Source organism: Paenibacillus sp. FSL R7-0340, assembly GCF_038002205.1.
GTDB lineage: Bacteria > Bacillota > Bacilli > Paenibacillales > Paenibacillaceae > Paenibacillus > Paenibacillus polymyxa_B.
Map to the genome: position 1 here is coordinate 3868456 of NZ_JBBOBY010000001.1, position 23742 is coordinate 3892197.

Genomic DNA, 23742 nt, shown 5'->3' on the forward strand with positions numbered 1-23742 from the left:
GTCCGTACATATCAAAGCTTATATGCCTTAAAAATGGAATGACAAAAAGCACTGTGGATACCCACAGTGCTTTACCAGGTCGAGCCTGAATCGTCATTTTATCGTGAAAATTATAATTATTTAAATGTTTTTACTCGTTCCTCAACAGGCTGGAATTCTTTTTCACCTGGTTGGAATGTCGGTTTACCAAATGGCATTTCAGCGATCAGTTTCCAATGCTCAGGAATGTTCCATTCGTTTTTCACTTTTTCATCAATCAATGGGTTGTAATGCTGAAGGGATGCGCCCAGTCCTTCTTGCTCCAGAGCCGTCCATACAACCAATTGTAGCATACCATTAGATTGGTTGGACCAGATCGGGAAATTGTCCGCATAGGCTTCAAATTGTTGTTGCAGACCAGCCACCACGTTATTGTCTTCAAAGAACAAGACTGTTCCGTATCCGCTGCGGAAACCGTTCATCTTCTCGGCAGTAGACTTGAATTGCTCCTCATTGCCTACAACCTCACGCAAAATATCTTCTGTAATATTCCATAGTTTGTCATGATGCTCTCCAAGCAGCACTACAGCGCGTGAAGTTTGGGAGTTGAAAGAGGTAGGTGTGTACTTGACAGCTTCCTCTACAATCTCTTGAATCCGTTGGTCAGAAATGACCTGTTCTTTGCTAATACCATAATAGGAGCGTCTGTCTTTCAGAGCTGTGAAGAAGTCTTTAGCCATTTTGTTACCTCCTGAGAAAAATTAATTACTTTTCGTAACTTAATATACATTACATATATCTTAAAGTCAAGAGATTTCTTTTTAAATATTACCAGTTAGTTGATGATTATACGCCACCATTATATTTTTTCTCACTGGAAGAGGTGTGCTTGGTTGCATCCTTGTCTCTCTCCTCCTGCCTTTCCATCTTCAAATCCTCTACGGGAATGGCGTCTACCGTCTGCTCAATCTCAAAACGGTCAAACAAGCTTTCCTGCTCTGTCGGATACTGCTCTGCATGATCTCGATTGATCGACTGTTCCTGATGTTTAGACTCCGTTGTTCCTTTCCCCGTCTGTCCTTTCTGCTCATTCTGATCGTGCAGGTTATCTTCAAATGGGGCCATTTTACTTCCCTCCCTATCGGATTGGTGTTCACAGTATACTTTTACCTTTCACATCGAGGATTAAACGCAAAAAAGAGAAAATCTCCGCAAAGATTTTCTCTACTCATGTTCTTATAGATGGTTGATTGGATTATTCCGAGCTGGATTTACCTGTACACTCATGAAAAAGATGAGGTTCCAGCTTCTCTCCCGTTACGAGCTTCTGCACCAGTTGAGTCCCCGAGTCGGGGGTCATTTGACCATACCAGTCCCCTTGAGGATATACGATCACAACCGCAGCATCATGACAACGCCCATTACAGCGAGTTCTGGTCGTATGAATATATGCTTCTGCATTTTGATTACGAATTTCATCCCGAATTGCCTGTGTAACTTCTTCACCCTCATGTCGCATACATGTGCCTCCATTGCAGATCAACACATGATGCTTCATTGGTTCTAATTCAAAAATAGCCATAGCTTCCCCTTTAATCAACAGTTGTTGGTTTTAAATCAATGTTTATCTGGATAAAGAACAAGCTGTGCTTCCATCTGACCAGCTTCAATCGTCAGCACGATAAATGAATATTCGTCTTCGCCGCGTTTGTCTGTCGGAGACCCCGGATTAAGGACAAGCTGACCGTCAATCGTTTTGACCACCGGAATGTGCGAATGTCCATAAATCAGGCAATCCAGCTTTTCTCCCTTAAACGTATTCAATGCGATATTTTCTGTCGAGCCTCGCCAGCCGTGACCGTGAACCATACCGATCCGCTTGCCTTCGACTTCGATGATTCGCTGATAGCCTAAACGCTCCACGATGTCCATTCCATCATTGTTTCCGGCAATGCCTTGCACAGGCGAAAATTCAGCTAGACGTTCATATACAAACCAATCCGTCCAGTCTCCGGCATGGAGAATGAGGTCACTGCCTTTTAACTCCTGTACAAGCCGACTAGGCAACGCTTTGCTTCTATGCGGCATATGAGTGTCTGAAAGTACGATGATTTTCATATAAATTCTCCTTACCAGCGTCTTTACACGGATGAACTTTGTTGCCCCACGCGCTGCTGAAGTGCCTGCTCCAGATCTCGCAGCGTAATGGTCTCGAAAAACGCCTGTATTTTCTGCTCTGCCACGGTATATAAACCATCCAATAATGCGTCTATGTTCCTGCCTACCTCACAATTATGATTGCTATCGGTATGGATGGCGAACAACGGACCTTCATCCTTGGTCGCCTCATAGATCATTTTCAGATTGATGTTTGAACTGGACATCCTTAGACGAAAGCCGCGTGCTCCAGGCGACGAATCCACCAAACCCGCTTGCTTGAGTCGGCTCATAATCCTTCTCACAACTACCGGGTTTGTATTGATGCTGGAAGCAATAAGTGACGATGTCATTCGCTCCGGTGCCCCTTCAGCCAGAAGAAGCAGACAATGGATACTAACGGAAAAATGGGTACTCATGTTAACCACCTTTATGTGTGTGCCTCATTAAATGTTTGGTAAAATGCTTGCTTCCATCATACCACAATAGAGGCACCAACACAGTGCTTACTGCACCTTACTCCGGAAAATAGTCATTTTCAGGACGTACTCGCACTTTTAATTGGCGTACACTATATTCCAACTGTTTAACGATATCCTCCAGTTGACGACGGTCAAGTCCATTAAGGTCGGCGGCAGGCTTGGGTGCATTTTTCAAATCACGTATGGTTGCCTGCTGCTCCTGCCACTTGTCCATCAGGTCGGCTATATTCGCATAAAAGCGTTCGTAATCCTTGATCACTTCATCCAGAAAGGCATCCACCTCGTCCGGATCATAGCCGCGCATTTTATTCTTAAACTGTTTCTCATGAATGGAGAGCGCGTCCAGCTGAATGCCCAGTTGCTTAAACAACTGCTTTTGCTTATCCAGACGACGCTTCATATGTTCATCCATCGGTTATTCCCTCCTTAACACACTATTCTTTTTATATCACATTCTAGGCTGGGAATAAAAGTCTCTGCTGATTGCCCAGCCCTATGAACGGGTATAAAAGAGCATACGTGTCACTTATCCAGACCACGAAGGGGAGAGATGATCATGAACCACTTGAACGATTCGCAGCTTGCAGAGCTGAAACATATGTTGTTGGAGCAGAAAAAGGATTTAGAAAAGCATTTTGAACAAAACGGTCAGGAAAACGCTCCATTGGGAGAAACACTGACAGATTCTACAGGTGAGCTCTCGTCCTATGACAACCACCCCGCTGATATAGGGACAGAAACCTTTGAACGGTCCCGTGATCTGGCGATTAATGATTCGCTGCAAGACGAGCTGGAGCAGGTCAATGCTGCCCTTCAACGGATGAAGAATGGGACGTACGGGATATGTGTGGAGAGCGGGGAAGAAATTCCTTTTGAACGGTTGCAAGCCATTCCATATACAGCCTATACCGTCGAGCACACGCCAACTCGAGAATTATCGAATGACCGCCCGGTCGAGGAACAGGTCATGACTCCGCCACCCAAGGGTGCAGGTGAGGTTCGCCAACGAAATGCAGGACGATTTGACGATGCGGGCGCATGGGATGCCGTAGAAAAATACGGTACATCGAACTCGCCTGCAACTGCCGCCAAGCGTGATGTCACCGATTATGATGAAAATATGTAATGCTATACGCTTATGTATTCGTTCATCTAAAAAAGCAGCTTGTCCTTTGGACAGGCTGCTTTTTTATGCCTTACGGGAATACGGTGATCCCGTTTATCCAATTTCTATCCGTTTTCGACTGCGAGCTGACTCAATACAAGCGTCGATCACCTTCATATTGCTCACCGCATCTTCTGGCTCATACGGCAACGGGACACCATCAAGCACCGCTTTAGCAAAAGCATCCGCTTGCAGTTCAAAGGAATTAAAACCTTTCAGACGTTCCTCACGCGTAACCGAACCGACGTGGACGAAAATTTGCGGTACCACAGACGTTCTTTCCCAACCGAACATTTTGGGCATCGCAATCGTACCCTTGCTACCGAGAATTTCCATGTTGGAACGGTTGGCTGCCCACATGCCACAATCGAAAGTAAGGTTGACTCCACCCGGAAATTCCAGCAAGCCGGAAGCCATCATATCGACGTTGTCATGCTCCGGGGAAAATAAGGCATGTACCGTCACTGCCTCCGGCTCCCGGTCCAAATACATACGAGCGGCTGATATCGGATAGACGCCCACATCATATAGCGAGCCGCCGCCCATGTTTTTATTAAAGCGCACATTATCTGCCTGATCGGTATTGTTAAACGTAAACGTGCAATGGATGCCGCGAATGTCACCAATTTCCCCACTATTGATAATTTCCTTAATTCTTCGATGTTTGGGATGATAGCGATACATAAAAGCCTCTGCAAAGATCACTCCTGCACGTTGACATGCTTCAATCATGCGGCTTGTCCCAGCCGAGCTAAGAGAAGATGGTTTTTCACACAAAACGTGCTTCCCAGCCTCCGCTGCCCGAATGGTCCACTCTTCATGCAGATGATTTGGCAACGGAATGTACACCGCTCCGATTTCGGGATCAGCCAACAGTTCATCATAGCTTCCATAACTTTTTGGAATATCGAACTCCCGGGCGGCCTCAGCGGCTTTATCCGCATTACGACTAGCAATCCCAAGCACTTCTCCGCGTTCGGATTGCTGAATCGCAGGAATTACAGCGATTTGGGCGATCTCCGCAGTGCCTAAAATTCCCCATTTCAGCTTTCTACCCATCATTCTCATCCTTTCGTGGTTAGGAATAGTTGTCTTGTTCCGCTTTATGCAGCATACCTAAGCAACGGTCCAAATCGGCTTTGACCTGCTTCTTGTACAGTCGGGCTTTCTCCTCGCCATCATCTGTAAAGTGATAGAGTACAATCTCCTGAAAATCCACGCGCGGGTCTGTTCCTTTCAATCGCTTGGTACGGTAAAAAACGCCTTCCTGTACCAGCTCATGCAGCGCCCGGTAAACCTCGCTCTGAGGCGGAACATATCCAAAGCCACTAAACTCATCCTTCATCGATTCGAGCATCTGATATCCATAACCGCGATGCCTCTCCACCATTGTGATCAGATAAATTTTGATAAAAGCCCGCTGGGATATCATAAACGCCATTTCATAGCCTCCTCCACACCTTATTCGTGCACCTTATCTTCCATTATAAACCACTCTGCGTCCATACACTATTTCCTTTGATGATATGAGAGCGTATGAGAACCCTTCATCTCTTGTGACCTGTTTTAAGATGGCGAGAGATATAGAATGAGGCGATATAGAGTAGTGTGCGAAGCGCTGAGAAATAATTTTATTGTTTTTACTATTATGAATTTTTCATATGTTGAAATAATATAACTAAAGCTAAAAAAATAGAGTTACAGATTACGAAGACTGGATTAATTGTTTTAAGGCCTCCGTATCGTTACTTGTCAAAACAGGAATATATTCTGTTATTTTTTGGATGTCCCAGTCCCACCATTTCAGGGTTTGTAGCATAGCTATAGTTTCCTCATCAAACCGATAACGAATTAACTTCGCAGGATTTCCTCCTACAATGGAATATGGCCGAACATCTTTAGTCACCACGGCGTTTGACGCAATGATCGCGCCATCACCAATTTGAACTCCGGGCATAATGGTAGCGTTGTAACCAATCCAAACATCATTTCCAACCACAGTGTCCCCTTTGTAGCCCCCACTTAAATTGGGTAAACCAACTTCCCAATCTCCGCCAAACGCTCCAAAAGGAAAAGTCGTAAATGCATTTGTATTATGATTAGCACCATTCATAATAAATTTGGCTTTGGCTGCAATCGCACAAAACTTACCAATCTTTAATTTGTCCCCTATAAAATCAAAATGATAAAGGACATTTTTCTCAAAATCCAAAGGGTTATCATTATCGTCATAATAGGTATAATCCCCGATTTCGATATATGGATTAACCACTACATTGTTCAAAAAACACAGACTTCTAATATTTTTCATTGGAAAAACGCTTCTTGTATCTGGACCACTCATTTTGCGACCCTCCCATATGGATGTTCCTTCACCTAACTGGTAAAGGAACATCCAGTCTATCAGTATGCATACTATTAAACAAATGTAGATATAGAAAAGTATCCCTTGGCCTTAGTTCTTGGCTTTGGGATACTCATGTGAACATATGTGATTGGGTTATCAAATCAGGCTTGCTTTTGTAAGGCTAGCGGACCTCCAGTCGGGCGAGGACGAACCCGAAGCCCCACGATCCATTTGCCCAGAGGCAAGCGTGCCAGTAGCCATGTTCCGGCAACGGAAAAGATCATACAGAGAACGAACGAAGCCAGCGTACGAAGAACGTGGCTCCAGTCTGCAAAAAACGTCTCGTCAAAATAATAGGTCACACGCAGCATAAAGGCATGCATGAGATACGCTCCATAGGACAACGTTCCGATGGCCGTCAGCATACTCGCCGCACGTCCCCCCTTATGAGCAATCCACGTCGCTACCCGATAAGCTACAAAAATAGACGCGACGCAATATACAGCCATGACCGGACGCAGCAAAGACAAATAGTTAAAGGAAAGAACTGTACCTCGCGGCGTCTGGAACTGACCGATCATCTCGTACAGTAAGTAGCCTGTAATCACGATAAACAACGGCCAGTATATCATCTGTGCTTTGGTTACCCAAGCATTCCAACGCTTGACGTTCATCCCGGCTGCCGCTCCTAACACAAAATAAAAGAAAAAGTAGATCACATTCCGGTCAGCGTACAGGGTAAACCAAGAGGTAATGACCGGAAGCTGGAGCTTATCCATCGCTTGGTATACGGGTCCAACGGCGAACATGAGCAAAATATATAGCACGCCGAATCCAGCCAATGCAGCGGGTCGCCATTTTGACGGCAGTAGCGCAGACAAATGACGGACCGCATAACGAAACACGGGAAATAACACATAACATTGGATAATCATAACGATGTACCATAGATGATAGCTGCTTTTCCCGTTCAATAGCTTCTGGAAAAAATCCAGCGGGTGAATATATCCACCACTTTGGGCAAGCTGATTTCCCAATTCGTATAAAAGAGACCATATGATATACGGAACGATGATGTCCATGAATCTTTTACGTAAAAACGTTCCGTACTTTAAGACCCCATCATAATTGTAAAATAGCACCATGCCCGTGATAAACACAAACACCGGAACTGCAAATTTGGAACACAGCAGTAAAAGTGTCATCAAAACCCCGTCCTGGATGCGCGCCCCCTGCGCAACCGCATAATGTGCGACGGAATGCTGAAGAACAACGGCGGCAAAAGCCAGCCCTCTTAGCAAAGCGACTTCGGAAATTCTCTCTTTTTGACTCATGTCACTCTCCTGTTACATCTAGCAATTTATAAATCCAGGATTTTTCAAAATCCTCAAATCTATTATAACGACAATTCTGTAAAAATATATAGAAGGATAAACGTGCCAACAGCAAGCAAAGCATCATTTATCTCAGGTTTATTCTATGTTTCACTAACATGTAAAAGCAGCAGCCTTCCCTCTCGGGGAGACTGCTGCTGGAGAAACAACCTATATACAAAGGAGATAGGAAAGCCTGTTAAATCACGTTCTCAACTAGCCGTTAGTTGTTTACAGGTTCCTTCTAGTATCTGTGTACGCATCTGTCCGCGTGTCCGCCACCGTATCATCATACGTTCTGTAACGATCCGCATTCAGCGAACGGTTGGTGCGGAAAATATCATAAACATCCCTGTGATGGTCAGCTGAATCCACCAGCACTAAAATCTTGCCCTGATCGACGTATGTCTCGTATTGACGTGCATCATCTTCTGGAATACCTAGCCCGACCAGTCCACCGACCAAGCCACCTGCTCCCGCACCGACAGCTGCTCCGGTAAGAGTAGCCGCGATAGGTCCAGCAGCGAGGATCGGTCCGATACCCGGAATAGCCAAGGCCCCGATGCCTGCCAGCAAGCCAGCAACGCCGCCTACAATACCGCCGGTAGCCGCACCTGTGGCCACACCCTCCGGTGCTTTGGTGCCTGTCTCTTCACTAATCGTCCTTAGCTCGTCACGGTCACGGGTGATCACAGAAATTTCACTGCTTGGGATTCCTTTGCTCTGCAATTGTCCTATCGCACGAGATGCTTCCTGCTCTGTATCAAAAACACCAACAATTTTCTTTTCATTATAATCGTTTAAGTTATTAGTCATGATAGTTACCTCCCAATATTTTGGTGTTGAGTGGTTCGTCTTTCATTACCCCGCTATTATGACGTTTAAACGATTTTACGAAAATTCAAAAAGTCGATACCCTTCAATTTGAACCCATTCTATAAAAGTTACATATGGAGCCACTGCGCAGTCAGATGGTGCTTCCCATCGCTGTTGTCCCCAGATTTCCTGAATGAACGTGCAAGAGTAGAAACCTGGAGACAAAGGCGACCGCTTCCGCTTGTACAGCACCATTCTGCCTACTCCGTTTTTATGTGACTTTTTTGAATTCAGCTTACTACTTCTCACACCGTTCTGTCGCATAATAAGACAGCTGCTGGTCAATGCTTTGGCTTTGCTCTGTTGGTCGCCACAGCTTCCAGTGGATTATCCGGCCAATAATGCTTGGGATATCTGCCCTTCAGGTCCTTTTTGACTTCAAAGTAAGCCTCGCTCCAGAAGCTGGACAAGTCGGAAGTCACTTGGACAGGTCGCTGGGCAGGTGACAGTAAATGCAATACAATGGGTACGCGTCCGCGTCCAATAAGAGGCGTATCCCTCATACCGAACAACTCTTGTAGTCGTACGGCCAGCGCTGGTGCCTCAGGATTCGAATAATCGACAGGAATGCGGGAACCGCTGGGTACGCGGATATGCGTCGGCGCTTCCTGATCAAGCTGCTGCCGCTGTTCCCAATCCAGCCTGCCAAGCAGCAATGCAGCACTGTCCAGCCGTTGCAAATCGGATACATTTTTGGCTCCTAGAGCAAAAGGCAACAGCCACGATTCCAATGAATCCAGCAATGCCGATTCCGTGCAGTCCGGCCAGTCCTCAGGCGCCGAGAAGTGCATAAAAATCAAACGAGCCTGCAACTGGAGGGTTTGCCGATTCCATGACAGTAGCTTCAGACCTCGTTCACGGACACCCTGCATCAAGGCGGCAGCTACTTCCTCTGCCGGAGGTCGCTCATAGGACGTTTCCTTTAAGACGAGTGAGCCCAGCCGCAGTACCTTGCGGGCTCTCACTGCTGAGGCGGAGCTATCCCAGTATACGCTGGCTTGTTCCAGCAGCAAATCGCTGCAATGCTGGATCAGCTCTTGCAGTTCAACCGGTGCCGCCAACTGAATGGCGCCATCTGCTCCCTCGTCGTCCACTTCGGCGGCGACGAGATAGGACGAACGCGACATCCACTCCACTTGTCGGAGTCGCGCGCCCCGGCCGCCGCTAAGCAAAAAGCGGCCATCCCCCCGGCCCTGCGCGATCCGATCCGGATACGCAAAGGCCAACAGCAGCCCGCAAGCCGCGGAGCCGTCAGGCTCGTCCTGCGCTGCGGCTGCTGTCGGCAGCGTGGCTAGCAGTTGCCGGCTCTCTTGCACGATACGGCGAATCACCGTATCGTCTGCTGCCCGCAGCAGGCTGTGCGTACTGCGGGCATGGGCCGCCTCGCGCAGGGCATCCAGCCGCGGGCGCAAATCCGTTCCGCCATGTGCGCGGAACGGGTCCCGCTCTTGCAGCAGCGCAGCCAGACGGCTGGCAGTCGGGGCCAGGCCAAGGGCGGCTGCGCGCAACAGCATGTGTCCAAGGCGCGGGTGCGTGCCTAGGGCGGACACCTCGCGCCCATGCGCGGTGATGCCGCCTGTAGTGCCGTCGGCTGCTTCATCCAGGCAGCCGAGCTGGTGCAGCAGACCTGTGGCCTGGCGGTACGCGGCCTCAGGCGGGGCATCCAGCCAGGCCAGCTCGGCGGGCTCGCGCACGCCCCAGGCCGCCAGCTCCAGCGCGAGTGGGGCCAGATCCGCCGCGGCGATTTCCGGGCGACTGGCATCGGGGAGCGCGGCATGCTCCTGTGCGCTCCACAGCCGGTAGCATACGCCCGGCTGGAGACGGCCCGCCCGTCCGCGCCGCTGGTCGGCGGAGGCCTTGGACACCTTGACGGTGGTCAAACGGCTCATACCGGTTCGCGCGGAAAACACCGATTCCCGCGACAGTCCGCTATCGATCACCACCGTAATCCCGGCGATGGTCAAGCTGGACTCGGCAATCGATGTGGCCAATACCACTTTTCGACTGCCCAAAGCCGATGAACGTATGGCCTCATCCTGCTGCTCCAGCTTCATGCTGCCGTACAGCGGAATTACCTTGACGTGTGCTGGTAAATGCTTTGAAGCCAATTCTCGTTCCGTTCTATGAATTTCTCTAGCCCCTGGTAAAAACACCAACAGATCGCCTTCATGAACATCAAGCGCCTTATCTACCGTCTCAGCCGTAAAAGACTCTAATGAGATTGATGAAGGTTTGGACATATGAAAGGTTTCTACTGGAAATACGGTGCCTGGACATTCCAGCAATGGCGCATCCCCTAATAGTCTGCATACAGGCTCTGCCTCCAGGGTGGCAGACATGATCAATATCTTCAAATCCGGTCGCAACAGCGCCTGGCTTTGCAGGGCAAGTGCCAATCCCAAGTCTGCATGCAGGCTGCGTTCATGAAACTCATCAAACATAATCAGCCCGACTCCCTCCAATGCCTGATCATGTTGCAGCATCCGGGTCAGTACGCCCTCCGTAACCACTTCAATCCGCGTGTTTGGTCCTACTTTTGTATCCATACGAACTCGATAACCCACGGTCTTCCCGGTGGGCTCTCCCAGCGCTTTCGCCATTTGCGCTGCTGCTGCACGTGCTGCCAAACGCCTCGGCTCCAGCATAATCATCTTTTGCCCTGCCAGCCACGGCTCATGCAGCAGCTCCAGCGGTGTTACCGTCGTTTTCCCCGCTCCCGGCTGTGCAATCAGTACCGCCGCCGAATGGGATTGCAGTGTATGTTTAAGCTCGGGGATCACTTGCATAATAGGCAGTTGTTTATCTGTCAATGAAATCTCTCCAATGATACGCTTGATGCGTAGAATCTAAGTTTTAATTCCTTTATTATTGTGAATTTTTCATTACCTGTAATTATTGAATATTGAATAAAAAATGTTAAGCTGCACTCTGGGACTTCTCTTTGATCTGTCGTGCATAATTCTTCTAAATCTATTATACAGATATTTAAATTTCCCGTCTGGCCATCGCAGCTATGTAAGTTTTCTGTGTTAGCTCCTATACCCTGTCGGGATGCACTCGCGGCAAGTTCGTTTTATAATATGGTTGATATGGATTGCTGAAGGACGGAATATAGAATCGAGGTCACTTTCGTATGGAATTACAGGCCCAACCCATCAGAGGGCGATTTGCCCCAACACCATCGGGATGGATACACTTAGGAAACGCTCGCACCGCCTTATTATCCTGGCTGCACGTTCGGTCCCTGGGTGGAACCTATATTTTGCGCATGGAAGATATCGATATGACGCGAGCTCGCAGCCAGTTGGCGCAAGGGATTATGGAAGATTTGCGCTGGATCGGGCTGGAATGGGACGAAGGACCCGACGTAGGCGGTCCCTACGGTCCCTACACTCAAAGCCAGCGGCTGGAACGCTTCCAATCTGCATTGGAGATACTACAGGAGCAAGATTTGCTGTATCCTTGTTTTTGTAGTCGGGCCGACATTGTGGCTGCCGCCCATGCTCCACATGGACTGTCTGGTGAAGGACCCGCATATTCAGGTGCATGTCGTAACCTTAGCTCTCAAGATGTCGTAGCCAAAGCACAACATAAACTCCCTTCACTTCGCTTTAAAGTACCGCAAAATCCAGATGCCGTTATTTCGTTTCATGATCAGGTAGCAGGCCATGTGACCTTCGGTGCGGCAGAGGGCGGCGATTTTATCGTCAAACGGGCGGACGGCATGTTTTCCTATCAGCTGGCTGTCGTTGTCGATGATGCAGATATGTATATGACCGACGTACTACGTGGGTATGATCTTCTCGATTCGACTCCTCGTCAGCTATTGCTGTACCAAGCTTTGGGGTTGCAGTCGCCACGTTTCGCACACGTTCCCCTTGTCCTGGGCCCTGATGGGCGAAGGCTGGCCAAACGACATGGTGGCGTAGCACTCCGAGCTATGCGCCGACAAGGTATCACACCGGAAGCAGTCATTGGCTGGCTCGCCTATTTTTCCGGGCTGCTGGATTCACCTGAGCCTGTGAAGGCTGTGGATTTAATCGATGACTTTCATTTGGACAAACTGCCCAAAGAACCCGTCATCCTGACGAAACAATGCCTCATGAGATTATCTGCACTGCAACGGTAATGAGGTAAAGCGCGGAAATCAAAGTGTACGGGCAAGGGCATTCCGCCCTTTGCTCCGCTCGCTTCTATTCCTCCAGTCGCTTACGCATAGCGGACTCATATTCATAAAATACAGACGACGTATTTAGCCCTCTTTCCTCCAGCAGCATACGGAGACGAAGTGATTTTTCAGTCAGCCTGCGACTGATCCGTTGTTGCTCTCCTGCCTCATGACAAGCGTGAAGCAAATCACGTAACTGGACACATTCCTTTTGTAACTGAAGCTCTTCCGGTAAAATGCCTGCATTCTTCAACAGCTTGTACGACATCCGCAGCTCCTCTGGAACATGTGACAAATCCTCGATGACCAGTGGCTTGCCCGCTCCCGGTAAATGATCAAACTCACCTTTGGCCATCGCCTCAGCAATCTTCTGCTCTGCCATTCTGGAGAACATTTCCATCGATCCTTTCCACTCTTGTATTAAACATCCTATGTACAATCTATATTAAAGAAACCTGGAGTCCTTTGCCACTGTAGCTTACATATCATTAGGATGTCCTGTATCCATAAAGGAGAAAGAGGGTTATTCCTCGATCCCAAGCAATTGACATACTTGTACTCTATATTTTTTGGCCTTACGTGTTCCATGAATGAGATTGGACAGGCGACTAGCAGGAATATGGTAGGTATCACAAAATGTTCTCTGATCCATTTGCCTCTCGACTAGCTTTTCTTTGATTTTCCAACCAAAAGGGGTTACAGGATTTCGTTTGTTCAACAACGTTATCACCTCTTCATAGTATAGGATTTAGGATTTAGGATTATGATTGGGGTTTGGAGATTGGATTTCACGCTCTTCCTTTAGCAACATGTCATGAACTCATTTGTTAAGATTTCATTTTGTATATTTGGTATTGATTCAATAGTTCATCCAGTTTCATGGATTGTTCAATCACTTTGGGATGCGTTAAAAATCCGTATTTCTTCTGGACTTGGTACAGTCTTTTTCTGGCCCGTTCGACACGAAGTAAAGTCACACCTGGATTCATCAGCATGATTCCCCCTTCTATGTCATATCCTAATGCAAAACGTAAATTTTTGAATTTTTTTAAAATACGCTTAACAAAAAAAGTGCTTCTGGAATATTCCAGAGGCACTTTTTGTCGGTATATGTTTATTTTCAGTTGGTTTCAAGTTGTTCAGAGTTAAACTTGCAACCAACAACACCCGTTAAAAGTAAGGTTAACCAATTCCCTTTAGGCTCCTCCGACTTGGTCATTAAGTTGGATGTGACTATGCGAATGAACCGGCACAGTAACAATAAACAAAAAACTAGCCGCGATGATCAGCAGTACCATTTTTTTCAACATTCTCTAACCACACCTTTTCAATAAGATTTAAAAAACCCGCTTTGGTTTCAGTAATCGCATATTCCCGAAAATGTAAAAACAAACCCATACAATTTATAAAATAAGTCTCATTATTTATTATATGTGACCTTAGCATTGCATACATCAAGTATTTAAAGCCATCGTTATACTTTCCTTGATACAAATAATAATAAGCTAACTCATATCCAAGACGTGCAAACTGTTCTGGTATAACTTGTTTAGTATACATGTCAGATGATGACTGCCCCTGTTTCACGAAAAAGTCAATAAGGGTTTCAAAGCGCTCAAGTACGTGATTCACATTTAACTGATACCGGTTAGCAGCAAACATTACATTCAGTAGCTTAGTAACCATTTCTTTATCGGCTTTTGATGCAGCAATATATTCAACATAATCCGAAAGCACGCTTATATCTCCAAACAGTAGTTTATTAACATAAGTATTACATAACGCCCAATCTTGAAACTGTTTAATCCAATGCAGAGTATCCTCGTCAGTCTCTTTGACCCAATCTAAATTAGCGTAGGCGTATGTATATTCTAATGCCTGCTCATAATCTCCTTTGGCCTCATATACACTGGCACACAGTAAATCAGAATAGGTGATGTACACAAACAATGGACGGCTCAGCCTCTTTTCAAGTTCCGCAGGCTTTCGTTTTTTCTGCTGATGCTCTAATGTATATTGAATTTCCGCTCTAACTCTCATTTTTCGAGCGGTCACATCAAGCCTGTCCCATAAGCGCAAAGAACGAAACACATTCGCCAAATCTTTTAGCGCATCAAGTTGGTCTATTTCATCCAGACGTTCCACAAAGGGTTCAAATAGTGTTGCTGCCTTGAGATTACGGCTCTGATCGTCTCCAACTTGAATCGAGAATATACGATATTGACAGATGGCCAAGCGTTCAGAATGCTGATATTTCTCCACTTCTGCGACATTCTCATAGAGAGGCAGCGCAGCAGCATGTCGTCCCTGTTCAAATAATGCTTCTGCAACATCAAATAGCCTGGACGCATACAGCGGATTATCCATGATATGTCCAACCATTCGACGGATTGCATCCAGCTTGTCCAGCTCCGCACAACGATACAATAATGGCTCGATTCGCCTAAAATTCGGGGAAAGGTCAATGATGTAATTTTCTATGTATAGATCGTAAAAATAGCCTTCTGGCAAATCCATAGCCACAGTGATTCGGTCTAGCTGCTGTACGGAAACAGGACGATGCTGAGTAATCCAATTACTAAGCGTTCTTTGATGAACCCCTGAATATTCGGCAAATTGACTCAATGTCATATCATTTTGTTTTAGATAATCCTCAAACTCCGCTGAAATCGTAGGTGTATGCTTCAAGTCATAACCACCCTTCACATAAAAATTCCATTATTTTAAAAATCACCCTCTATTCTTCTCCATAATTAACCATCTGTCAATATATTATGCAACTAATGTTTATAGCGAAAATTCAGCATAACTTACACATATTGGGACATGTTGGACAAGCGACATCCTGGAATCATTGGATGGTTCCAAGTAAAGATTTCACAGCGTTGATATGACTAATTCATTTCCCATGTGGATTCTCACCAGTAAATGATATAGAGGTGAGGTCCCATGCAGAAACTCTGTTGGACCTTTAAATTACATGAAAAATCCCCTGATGTTGATGTAATCAAGGGATACATAGGTTCATTTCTCTCGCTTTGATAATGCGAAGTTGATTATTTCTCCAGTCACCATTCCTGTCAAAATTGCATAGATTCCCATAGCGCTCATCTTATATCCCAAAGCGTAAAATAACCCTATACCTATTGCGTAGCCCAACAAAATCGCTGCATAGCGTTTTAGTAACTTACTCATGGAAATTCTCATAAGCAACTCCCACCTAAATTTATACTTCAACCATTGTAAATGTTAGTTAATTGTCGCATAAAAGTAAGGGGAATTTTCCGAATCAGGAATCCGTTAAGAAGAAATTTGCACCTATTCACTGCTGGGCAGGCCACGAAACAAGCCTTCTTTTTCATACCATCCACGCACTCACATGGAGTGCGACAAGTACAAATTAGTTGCCCGTGATCCATCGAAAGTATTTCAATCCACGCACTCACATGGAGTGCGACGATGATGCTATTAGCGACTTGGAAAAGGCATTGCGCCAATTTCAATCCACGCACTCACATGGAGTGCGACAAAAAAATAGAAATTATTTCAACTATTCGATGTGATTTCAATCCACGCACTCACATGGAGTGCGACTGCTTACCACCACTTGATAAGGGCCTTGAACCAAAATTTCAATCCACGCACTCACATGGAGTGCGACATGGTATAAATAAATCTACTCAAATCAATCTAAGGATTTCAATCCACGCACTCACATGGAGTGCGACTTTACTGCTGGCCACCACTGGCCTGCGGCTTAATATTTCAATCCACGCACTCACATGGAGTGCGACTTAACATGCAGCAATACTATCTGCAAATGCTCCAATTTCAATCCACGCACTCACATGGAGTGCGACTTTGGAACCCCAATTGACGTGTTCCTTATTCGAGATTTCAATCCACGCACTCACATGGAGTGCGACGACGTAGCAAAAGTTCTATAAGGAGGGCTATTTGTGATTTCAATCCACGCACTCACATGGAGTGCGACTAATAACGAGTCCATCCAAATCAGTTTCCTCCTTGGATTTCAATCCACGCACTCACATGGAGTGCGACGACAGCACTGGCAGGGCATCCCGCAGCTATCTGATTTCAATCCACGCACTCACATGGAGTGCGACGCGGTTCCCAACTGCAACCCTTTAATGCCCCTCTATTTCAATCCACGCACTCACATGGAGTGCGACCCCGCTTTTGATGAGTGGGAGTTTATTGGAGGATAATTTCAATCCACGCACTCACATGGAGTGCGACGAAAAGGTCATTGTTTAGAAAGGTGTTTCTGGAGATTTCAATCCACGCACTCACATGGAGTGCGACTCATGTCAGGCTGTATGCTCTCTGAACTTATTAAGATTTCAATCCACGCACTCACATGGAGTGCGACTCAAAGTGGTTCATGAGTCCATCTTTGATATGCGAATTTCAATCCACGCACTCACATGGAGTGCGACCGCCTTCCTCCTGCTGAAGCTTAGCGGAGACAGGCTATTTCAATCCACGCACTCACATGGAGTGCGACAATAATTGTCAAAGTCGTCAAGTTTAAGTTTAGGCTATTTCAATCCACGCACTCACATGGAGTGCGACGGAGTTCGACAGCAAGGGTGAACTGGTCATGATTATTTCAATCCACGCACTCACATGGAGTGCGACGCATATTGTAGTCCGTACCTTTGCGGCTGATAAGATTTCAATCCACGCACTCACATGGAGTGCGACTGCCAGCCCGAGCCACATGAAAGGGTGGGTCTGCCAATTTCAATCCACGCACTCACATGGAGTGCGACGCAGGCGGCGAAAATAGTAAACAGTGGTGTGAAGCAATTTCAATCCACGCACTCACATGGAGTGCGACTTACCTTTGGAAACCCATCCCCCGTGTTTAAACAATTTCAATCCACGCACTCACATGGAGTGCGACTGAAGGCACTTGAAGGCGAGTGAATATTATTTAAATTTCAATCCACGCACTCACATGGAGTGCGACGAGGATGGCGCACAGGACGCTACAGGGGAGATTAAATAATTTCAATCCACGCACTCACATGGAGTGCGACTAATTGGGCAAATACGTATTTTGTAATGGGCGTAAAATTTCAATCCACGCACTCACATGGAGTGCGACCGTGCCCACAAGTCCATGAGCTACGTCCAATTGATTTCAATCCACGCACTCACATGGAGTGCGACTCCACCGCCGCCCATGCCGCCGTATATAACTCGATATTTCAATCCACGCACTCACATGGAGTGCGACAGCGAAAATGCAGTAATTGATACCCTAATGATATCAATTCTACACATTGTCGCAAAAACTGATGTCAAATAAGCTTGGATCAACTATTGACTTTACGGATAAATAGCAATTTTAATACTTTTCGACAAATTTCGAGGTGCGAAGGACCCGGGGTTTTTATGTGAGCTTCACATTCGCACCTTATAAAATCAGTGGGCTTTCCATATCGTAAGCTTCCTTAGCCCCTATATGCTCTACTTTCTTTTTATAGCTATCTCCAAAGTTGTAGAAACGCAGGCTGTCTTCTTTTTTGTCTATCAATTCTTCTAATTCATATTTTAAACGGCGGAACTGGGTCGAATCCAAAATGCACTCAAACACGGAATTTTACACCCTTTGTCCGTGATCTACGCACCTTTTCACAACCTTTTCCAGTCTTTTTCTGCCTTCTCTATCTAATGTACTTACATCATACGTAATTAGTATTAACAAGATCAACCTACTTCCACAAAAATGGAGGGTACTCGTCCAGATCTCCCCGAATATATCTAGCCAAGAGCAAAGCCTGTGAATAGGACACAAGCCCCCAAGACATTTTCTCATTCAAATAAGGATGAATCATTTTTTCCTGTTTCCGTTCTTGCCATGCCTTCAATACGATTTTCCTCGTATCATCGTCCATCATGACAGCCTCGTTTTCTTTTTTGTAAAATCCTTTGCCATGAATCATTTTTTGTTAATAATGTAAGAACAAAACGGTCGGTATTTACTCCTCTAAGCTCTTTCATCACATCCAGTGCCAATTAGGCTCGCCCTGGACGATCTCTATGCAGAAAACCTACATAAGCATCCAGACCGACAGCTTCCAGTGCGGATTTCATATCGTTGGACAACAGTGTATAGGCAAAAGATAATAGGGCATTCACGTTATCTAACGACGGGCGCTTATGGCGTCCATGGAAATAAAAATCATCTTTTTGCTGTAAGATCAGATCATCCCACACGGAATTGTACTGAACCAACGCCGTCTCCCTCCAAACCACGTAAAATCTCCAGCTCCTCACTTCACGGACCCCTTCATGATTTCGGATAAAGAGGCGCTCTCCACTCGTACGACCAAGTGGCGGCTGCTCCGTCATGATCCACGCACTCATATAGAGTGCGACCAAAACTCTTAAAAGCAGAGATGGCAGAGAAACATTTCAATCCACACACTCATATAGAGTGCGACAAGGACGATATCAAATCACGCCGGGAACGAACAAATTTCAATCCACGCACTCATATAGAGTGCGACTTATATCAGCACCTCCGCATGATTTCATATGGCGAATTTCAATCCACGCACTCATATAGAGTGCGACGCATGAGCTTCAAGTCGTTTAAGGGCCTGGGATCTATTTCAATCCACGCACTCATATAGAGTGCGACGCGGGAATACAGGCGGGGGCGATACTGGCGGCGGATTTCAATCCACGCACTCATATAGAGTGCGACCATGCAAAATAATTTCTACTGTAAAACGCAATATATTTCAATCCACGCACTCATATAGAGTGCGACTCCGGCTGGATGTCAGGCGCTTAAAGACGCCTTAATTTCAATCCACGCACTCATATAGAGTGCGACAAGGCTAATGCTAATCCAGCAAATGCGGCTAATCAATTTCAATCCACGCACTCATATAGAGTGCGACTCCATTCAAGTTTTTCACAGTTTGACTATGGGTATTTCAATCCACGCACTCATATAGAGTGCGACTGTTTGATCCCGTAGCGGTAAGCGTGACAAGGTGATTTCAATCCACGCACTCATATAGAGTGCGACGGCTGGCATGGACAAAGCCTAATGGATCAAGTCGTATTTCAATCCACGCACTCATATAGAGTGCGACCGCACCAAAACCAGCGCCCAAACCAGCGACTAAGAAATTTCAATCCACGCACTCATATAGAGTGCGACAGGCGCAAAAAGCACCAATTGTATACCGTCAAGCGAATTTCAATCCACGCACTCATATAGAGTGCGACGTTGAAATAAAGTTCGGAAATGAGTGGTGATGATATTTCAATCCACGCACTCATATAGAGTGCGACTAAGGTTAATTGAGCGCCACTACCCTGACCTGTAATTTCAATCCACGCACTCATATAGAGTGCGACCGCTGAATGCTTTTAGAGTAAGGGTTGCCCAATGAATTTCAATCCACGCACTCATATAGAGTGCGACGAGAAAGGGGGAGGTTGATCTTGGCTCAAATAAATTTCAATCCACGCACTCATATAGAGTGCGACTAAGAAGGACACGCCAGAGAAGGAGGACACCAGTGTATATTTCAATCCACGCACTCATATAGAGTGCGACGGCAACAATAGACGGTATCTCTACACCTCTGACTGATTTCAATCCACGCACTCATATAGAGTGCGACGACGCAGCCACCAAGGTTCCCCTACAAATGTCACAATTTCAATCCACGCACTCATATAGAGTGCGACGTTTGATAGACAAAATCATGTCATTCAGTCAAATATTTCAATCCACGCACTCATATAGAGTGCGACGGCAGATATGTTACGTGCGGCGTATTCTATAGAGATTTCAATCCACGCACTCATATAGAGTGCGACGGTGAGTACCTTCTTTAACGAATTGGCAATTGGTATTTCAATCCACGCACTCATATAGAGTGCGACTATCACGTTCAGCGGCGGCACGGATCATCCAAACTATTTCAATCCACGCACTCATATAGAGTGCGACCCTACGATCATTTATGAGGCTTTGCTTTTTGACAAAATATTTCAATCCACGCACTCATATAGAGTGCGACTCTGAAAGACTGCACGCCATAACCCCCTAACTAAAAATTTCAATCCACGCACTCATATAGAGTGCGACGAGTTCGGTTCTTATACAGCCGCGGTCCTTGGTTCATTTCAATCCACGCACTCATATAGAGTGCGACGTTGCAGGGGTTAACCTTCCTTTCTCGTAGCAGTATTTCAATCCACGCACTCATATAGAGTGCGACTTTCCTGTTCATCCTTAGGGGTATCTGCTAGAGAGTATTTCAATCCACGCACTCATATAGAGTGCGACGGTCATCAACGACAGACAGTATAACGGCATCACTACTTATTTCAATCCACGCACTCATATAGAGTGCGACCTTTGGGAAAACGTTCAAGTAAAGGGGTGCAACTGGTATTTCAATCCACGCACTCATATAGAGTGCGACGCGTATTGTATTGGTGGTTACTCATTTGGTACACTTGATTTCAATCCACGCACTCATATAGAGTGCGACAGCGAAAATGGGTCAAATGCCCCCTATTTAAGTAACATTCTAGCGTTATTTTGGCAAAAACGCATCTAATATTACCTTATCCTCTTGCGATCGTTTAAAACTTGTTCACATTCGATGTAATTCGACAAAATCTGAGGTGCGAATCTCTCGGAGAATTCATGTGAGCTTCACATTCGCACCTGGACAGACTCGCTTTTTAGCTTAGCAACAAATACCTGCCTGGACTTATTTCACCTCTGCCAGTTCTGCCACCTGTGAAGGAGTAAGCGCACATTCGAATATATTTAATTCATCGATAGCGCATTTAAAAGCAGGGCTCCACCAGTTAACACCAAAGCTGAACGTTCTGGCTTTGGGTAAATACATCCGGAAATATCGACTACATTGATCAGAAAAATACCTTTATATTTTCGAAAATCATAAAGGTATTTGTAAAATATTTTATGAAAACGTTCGGCAAAAGTTGAGTTATTAACCCTGTTCATCATACAGGCTGCATTACCTGCATAATCCTTCCCATCCGTTCCAGCGCCTTCTCCAAATCGACGAGCGAGGCTGCATATGAGCAGCGAATAAAGCCCTCTCCGCCTGATCCGAATACATGTCCCGGTACGACCGCCACCTTCGCTTCCTTCAGCATACGAAGTGCAAACTGCTCAGATGACATGCCAGTAGAAGTAATTGAAGGGAAGGCATAGAAAGCCCCCTCAGGCTCATGACAAGCAAGCCCGATTGCATTCAAGCCGGCCACAAACAGCTTGCGACGTTCATTGTAGCTCGCCATCATCTCATCCTTGGCAGCCAAGCCATGGCGCAATGATTCCAGCGCGGCAATCTGTGCAATGGTGGGCGCACACATGGCTGTGTACTGGTGGATTTTCAGCATGCCGGCAATCAGCTCATGCGGACCGCACGCATAGCCTACCCGCCAGCCTGTCATCGCAAATGCTTTGGAAAAACCACTGATGACAATCGTACGCTCCTTCATGCCCGGCAAAGAGGCGATACTGACATGCTTTCTCCCGTAAGTCAGTTCGGCATACACTTCATCCGAAATGACGACCAGATTATGTTTGATAATGAGCTCTGTCATCGGCAGCCAATCCTGCTCCGTCATAACTGTTCCAGTCGGATTACAGGGATAATTGATCATTAAAACCTTTGAATGAGGTGTAATTGCCGCTTGCAGCGCTTGCGGGGTCAGCTTGAATTGCTCCTCTGCCGTAGCCGCCACCTCTACAATTTTACCGCCATGCAGATGGGTAATGGGTTCATAGGCAATATAGCTTGGTGCTGGAATCAGCACCTCGTCACCCGGATCGATCACTGCTCGCAGCGCCAGGTCGACGGCTTCACTGCTCCCCACCGTCACAATCATTTCCTGCTCAGGGTCATAGGAAAGCGCGAAGCTGCTGGAAAAATAAGCCGAGATCTCCTCCCGCAGCTCCATCAAGCCGGCATTCGAAGTATATTTCGTCTGTCCTTCACGCAATGCCTGAATGCAAGCTTCACGTACCTTTTCCGGTGTAACGAAATCAGGCTCTCCGACCCCAAGGGCGATTGTACCTCCGCCTGCTGCATTCAGATCAAAAAAAGCGCGAATTCCCGATGGCCGAATATCCCGTACACGCGAGGATACAAACCGCCCTGTCCCCTTTTCACTAAACATATTACGCCATCCCCCATTCCTGTTTCCGCTCATGGAGCGAGCTGGCAATAATATGGTCCAGTAGCTGTGTAAAGGTTATACCCGCAGCTGCCGCACTCTTCGGAAGCAGGCTGTTGGCGGTCATTCCCGGTAATGTGTTCACTTCCAGCACGTAAGGTCTATCCTGACACAAAATCATATCGACCCTTGCATAGACCTTGCATTGCAGCAGCCGGTAGCTGGCCAGTGCCGCCTCACGCACACGCTGCTCAATAACGGGGGGAAGCTCGACCACCTTCTCCTCAGCGCCGCCGACCTCATATTTCGCTTGGTAGTCGAACCACTTCGAACGAGCGGAGCTAATGCTAATAATCGGTAATACCTCGCCATCTACGATGGAGCAGGTAATCTCCGTCCCTTTATAATAGGGCTCAATCAAGATCGCTTGATCCAAGCTGCAAGCCTCCTGAACAGCTGGTAGCAGCTCCTTCTCATTTTGTACAAGCTGGATGCCGATGCTGGATCCCCCCGTATTCGGCTTCACAATTACCGGGTAGCCCAAACGCTCCACCACCTGCGGATCATAATCGTTCATCCCCTGCCAACAAAGGCCTTCAGGGGTATTCACACCCGCTGCCTTCAACAGCGTCTTGGACAACTGTTTATTCATGCATAAGCTGCTTGCCAGGATACCGCTGCCTGTGTAGGGAATGCCCAGCGTCTCCAGCGCTCCCTGCACCGTGCCGTCCTCGCCATACTGACCATGTAGTGCCAGCAAGGCGATATCAATGCCAGCCTGCTGGACCTGCATGATCAAATCCACTCGCTGCTCAATCACCATTGGAACCACTTCATAACGGCTGCGATCCAAATGATCGATCATCTCTTGACCTGTCTGCAAAGAAATCTCACGCTCAGAGGAAATACCGCCCATAATAACACCAATTTTCATCATGACACCTCATTTTTCTTCAAAATCTTTATGTGGTTAC

At 46.6% G+C, this 23742-nt stretch carries 21 protein-coding genes, 2 pseudogenes and 2 CRISPR repeat arrays; of the genes and pseudogenes, 2 read left to right on the forward strand and 21 right to left on the reverse strand.

The window, feature by feature from the left end; translation table 11 throughout:
• Window positions 1-116 precede the first annotated feature (116 nt).
• From MKX59_RS16855 to MKX59_RS16880, 6 genes are all read right to left on the reverse strand, one after another.
• On the reverse strand, window positions 117-719 hold the full coding sequence (locus tag MKX59_RS16855; protein WP_025722870.1) for a nitroreductase family protein: 603 nt from the start codon (window positions 717-719) through the stop codon (window positions 117-119).
• Window positions 720-825: 106 nt separating this feature from the next.
• Window positions 826-1104 carry a hypothetical protein gene (locus MKX59_RS16860; protein ID WP_013310018.1) on the reverse strand — a complete coding sequence of 93 codons (279 nt, stop codon included), beginning with the start codon at window positions 1102-1104 and terminating at the stop codon, window positions 826-828.
• Window positions 1105-1234: 130 nt separating this feature from the next.
• Window positions 1235-1561 carry a (2Fe-2S) ferredoxin domain-containing protein gene (locus MKX59_RS16865; protein ID WP_076160164.1) on the reverse strand — a complete coding sequence of 109 codons (327 nt, stop codon included), beginning with the start codon at window positions 1559-1561 and terminating at the stop codon, window positions 1235-1237.
• Window positions 1562-1596: 35 nt separating this feature from the next.
• On the reverse strand, window positions 1597-2097 hold the full coding sequence (locus tag MKX59_RS16870; protein ID WP_340858627.1) for a metallophosphoesterase family protein: 501 nt from the start codon (window positions 2095-2097) through the stop codon (window positions 1597-1599).
• A 23-nt stretch (window positions 2098-2120) separates the two neighbouring features.
• Window positions 2121-2555 (reverse strand): Rrf2 family transcriptional regulator, encoded by a 435-nt coding sequence (locus tag MKX59_RS16875; RefSeq protein WP_340858630.1) that lies wholly within the window; start codon window positions 2553-2555, stop codon window positions 2121-2123.
• A gap of 97 nt (window positions 2556-2652) precedes the next feature.
• Window positions 2653-3030 carry a DivIVA domain-containing protein gene (locus MKX59_RS16880; protein WP_023988297.1) on the reverse strand — a complete coding sequence of 126 codons (378 nt, stop codon included), beginning with the start codon at window positions 3028-3030 and terminating at the stop codon, window positions 2653-2655.
• A 144-nt stretch (window positions 3031-3174) separates the two neighbouring features.
• On the opposite strand from MKX59_RS16880, the gene MKX59_RS16885 reads away from it, so the two are divergent.
• Window positions 3175-3744, forward strand: a complete 570-nt coding sequence (locus MKX59_RS16885) for a TraR/DksA C4-type zinc finger protein (RefSeq protein ID WP_165175559.1) — start codon at window positions 3175-3177, stop codon at window positions 3742-3744.
• 93 nt (window positions 3745-3837) lie between these two features.
• Here the strand turns inward: MKX59_RS16885 and MKX59_RS16890 are convergent, their stop codons facing one another.
• The 6 genes from MKX59_RS16890 to hrpB form a co-directional block, all read right to left on the reverse strand.
• On the reverse strand, window positions 3838-4842 hold the full coding sequence (locus MKX59_RS16890) for a Gfo/Idh/MocA family protein (RefSeq protein ID WP_061830313.1): 1005 nt from the start codon (window positions 4840-4842) through the stop codon (window positions 3838-3840).
• A 19-nt stretch (window positions 4843-4861) separates the two neighbouring features.
• Complete coding sequence (locus MKX59_RS16895; protein ID WP_013310011.1) at window positions 4862-5224, reverse strand: helix-turn-helix transcriptional regulator; 363 nt, start codon at window positions 5222-5224, stop codon at window positions 4862-4864.
• A gap of 264 nt (window positions 5225-5488) precedes the next feature.
• Complete coding sequence (locus MKX59_RS16900) at window positions 5489-6127, reverse strand: CatB-related O-acetyltransferase (RefSeq protein ID WP_053325291.1); 639 nt, start codon at window positions 6125-6127, stop codon at window positions 5489-5491.
• Window positions 6128-6291: 164 nt separating this feature from the next.
• Window positions 6292-7464: an acyltransferase gene (locus MKX59_RS16905; protein ID WP_340858632.1), complete on the reverse strand. Its 1173-nt coding sequence runs from the start codon at window positions 7462-7464 to the stop codon at window positions 6292-6294.
• A 270-nt stretch (window positions 7465-7734) separates the two neighbouring features.
• Window positions 7735-8319 (reverse strand): general stress protein, encoded by a 585-nt coding sequence (locus MKX59_RS16910; protein ID WP_071640621.1) that lies wholly within the window; start codon window positions 8317-8319, stop codon window positions 7735-7737.
• Between the two features lie 341 nt (window positions 8320-8660).
• Entirely contained in the window at window positions 8661-11189 is a 2529-nt protein-coding gene (gene hrpB / locus MKX59_RS16915; protein WP_340858634.1) for an ATP-dependent helicase HrpB, read from the reverse strand.
• Between the two features lie 323 nt (window positions 11190-11512).
• Between hrpB and gluQRS the strand changes: the two genes are divergently transcribed.
• Window positions 11513-12508 (forward strand): tRNA glutamyl-Q(34) synthetase GluQRS, encoded by a 996-nt coding sequence (gluQRS, locus tag MKX59_RS16920; protein ID WP_023988291.1) that lies wholly within the window; start codon window positions 11513-11515, stop codon window positions 12506-12508.
• A 64-nt stretch (window positions 12509-12572) separates the two neighbouring features.
• Here the strand turns inward: gluQRS and MKX59_RS16925 are convergent, their stop codons facing one another.
• The 9 genes and pseudogenes from MKX59_RS16925 to MKX59_RS16965 form a co-directional block, all read right to left on the reverse strand.
• Window positions 12573-12947: a DnaJ family domain-containing protein gene (locus MKX59_RS16925; RefSeq protein ID WP_053325287.1), complete on the reverse strand. Its 375-nt coding sequence runs from the start codon at window positions 12945-12947 to the stop codon at window positions 12573-12575.
• 123 nt (window positions 12948-13070) lie between these two features.
• Window positions 13071-13265: a Rha family transcriptional regulator gene (locus MKX59_RS16930; protein WP_053326560.1), complete on the reverse strand. Its 195-nt coding sequence runs from the start codon at window positions 13263-13265 to the stop codon at window positions 13071-13073.
• A 109-nt stretch (window positions 13266-13374) separates the two neighbouring features.
• Window positions 13375-13542, reverse strand: coding sequence for an aspartyl-phosphate phosphatase Spo0E family protein (locus tag MKX59_RS16935; RefSeq protein ID WP_071558834.1), 168 nt, complete (start codon window positions 13540-13542; stop codon window positions 13375-13377).
• Between the two features lie 277 nt (window positions 13543-13819).
• Window positions 13820-15235, reverse strand: coding sequence for a helix-turn-helix domain-containing protein (locus MKX59_RS16940; protein ID WP_340858639.1), 1416 nt, complete (start codon window positions 15233-15235; stop codon window positions 13820-13822).
• A gap of 336 nt (window positions 15236-15571) precedes the next feature.
• On the reverse strand, window positions 15572-15754 hold the full coding sequence (locus MKX59_RS16945) for a hypothetical protein (RefSeq protein WP_340858641.1): 183 nt from the start codon (window positions 15752-15754) through the stop codon (window positions 15572-15574).
• A gap of 152 nt (window positions 15755-15906) precedes the next feature.
• A CRISPR array of direct repeats spans window positions 15907-17814; the repeat unit is 32 nt.
• 179 nt (window positions 17815-17993) lie between these two features.
• Window positions 17994-18284, reverse strand: a pseudogene (gene cas2 / locus MKX59_RS16950) (CRISPR-associated endonuclease Cas2).
• Between the two features lie 7 nt (window positions 18285-18291).
• Window positions 18292-18854: pseudogene (cas1, locus tag MKX59_RS16955) on the reverse strand (CRISPR-associated endonuclease Cas1); the annotation flags it as partial.
• 72 nt (window positions 18855-18926) lie between these two features.
• A CRISPR array of direct repeats spans window positions 18927-21102; the repeat unit is 32 nt; unit sequence ATTTCAATCCACGCACTCATATAGAGTGCGAC.
• Between the two features lie 484 nt (window positions 21103-21586).
• Complete coding sequence (locus tag MKX59_RS16960) at window positions 21587-22771, reverse strand: aminotransferase class I/II-fold pyridoxal phosphate-dependent enzyme (protein WP_076294868.1); 1185 nt, start codon at window positions 22769-22771, stop codon at window positions 21587-21589.
• Window position 22772: 1 nt separating this feature from the next.
• Window positions 22773-23702 (reverse strand): D-alanine--D-alanine ligase, encoded by a 930-nt coding sequence (locus tag MKX59_RS16965; protein WP_076294869.1) that lies wholly within the window; start codon window positions 23700-23702, stop codon window positions 22773-22775.
• Window positions 23703-23742 lie beyond the last annotated feature (40 nt).

Excerpts from the sequence above, each read along its gene's own strand:
- MKX59_RS16885 (WP_165175559.1), top strand. The coding sequence starts at position 3,175 with ATGAACCACTTGAACGATTCGCAGCTTGCAGAGCTGAAACATATGTTG.
- MKX59_RS16895 (WP_013310011.1), bottom strand. The coding sequence starts at position 5,224 with ATGGCGTTTATGATATCCCAGCGGGCTTTTATCAAAATTTATCTGATC.
- MKX59_RS16875 (WP_340858630.1), bottom strand. The coding sequence starts at position 2,555 with ATGAGTACCCATTTTTCCGTTAGTATCCATTGTCTGCTTCTTCTGGCT.
- MKX59_RS16855 (WP_025722870.1), bottom strand. The coding sequence starts at position 719 with ATGGCTAAAGACTTCTTCACAGCTCTGAAAGACAGACGCTCCTATTAT.
- MKX59_RS16905 (WP_340858632.1), bottom strand. The coding sequence starts at position 7,464 with ATGAGTCAAAAAGAGAGAATTTCCGAAGTCGCTTTGCTAAGAGGGCTG.
- MKX59_RS16935 (WP_071558834.1), bottom strand. The coding sequence starts at position 13,542 with ATGCTGATGAATCCAGGTGTGACTTTACTTCGTGTCGAACGGGCCAGA.
- MKX59_RS16890 (WP_061830313.1), bottom strand. The coding sequence starts at position 4,842 with ATGGGTAGAAAGCTGAAATGGGGAATTTTAGGCACTGCGGAGATCGCC.
- MKX59_RS16870 (WP_340858627.1), bottom strand. The coding sequence starts at position 2,097 with ATGAAAATCATCGTACTTTCAGACACTCATATGCCGCATAGAAGCAAA.
- MKX59_RS16945 (WP_340858641.1), bottom strand. The coding sequence starts at position 15,754 with ATGAGAATTTCCATGAGTAAGTTACTAAAACGCTATGCAGCGATTTTG.
- MKX59_RS16965 (WP_076294869.1), bottom strand. The coding sequence starts at position 23,702 with ATGAAAATTGGTGTTATTATGGGCGGTATTTCCTCTGAGCGTGAGATT.
- MKX59_RS16880 (WP_023988297.1), bottom strand. The coding sequence starts at position 3,030 with ATGGATGAACATATGAAGCGTCGTCTGGATAAGCAAAAGCAGTTGTTT.
- MKX59_RS16860 (WP_013310018.1), bottom strand. The coding sequence starts at position 1,104 with ATGGCCCCATTTGAAGATAACCTGCACGATCAGAATGAGCAGAAAGGA.
- MKX59_RS16910 (WP_071640621.1), bottom strand. The coding sequence starts at position 8,319 with ATGACTAATAACTTAAACGATTATAATGAAAAGAAAATTGTTGGTGTT.
- MKX59_RS16865 (WP_076160164.1), bottom strand. The coding sequence starts at position 1,561 with ATGGCTATTTTTGAATTAGAACCAATGAAGCATCATGTGTTGATCTGC.
- MKX59_RS16960 (WP_076294868.1), bottom strand. The coding sequence starts at position 22,771 with ATGTTTAGTGAAAAGGGGACAGGGCGGTTTGTATCCTCGCGTGTACGG.
- MKX59_RS16925 (WP_053325287.1), bottom strand. The coding sequence starts at position 12,947 with ATGGAAATGTTCTCCAGAATGGCAGAGCAGAAGATTGCTGAGGCGATG.
- gluQRS (WP_023988291.1), top strand. The coding sequence starts at position 11,513 with ATGGAATTACAGGCCCAACCCATCAGAGGGCGATTTGCCCCAACACCA.
- MKX59_RS16900 (WP_053325291.1), bottom strand. The coding sequence starts at position 6,127 with ATGAGTGGTCCAGATACAAGAAGCGTTTTTCCAATGAAAAATATTAGA.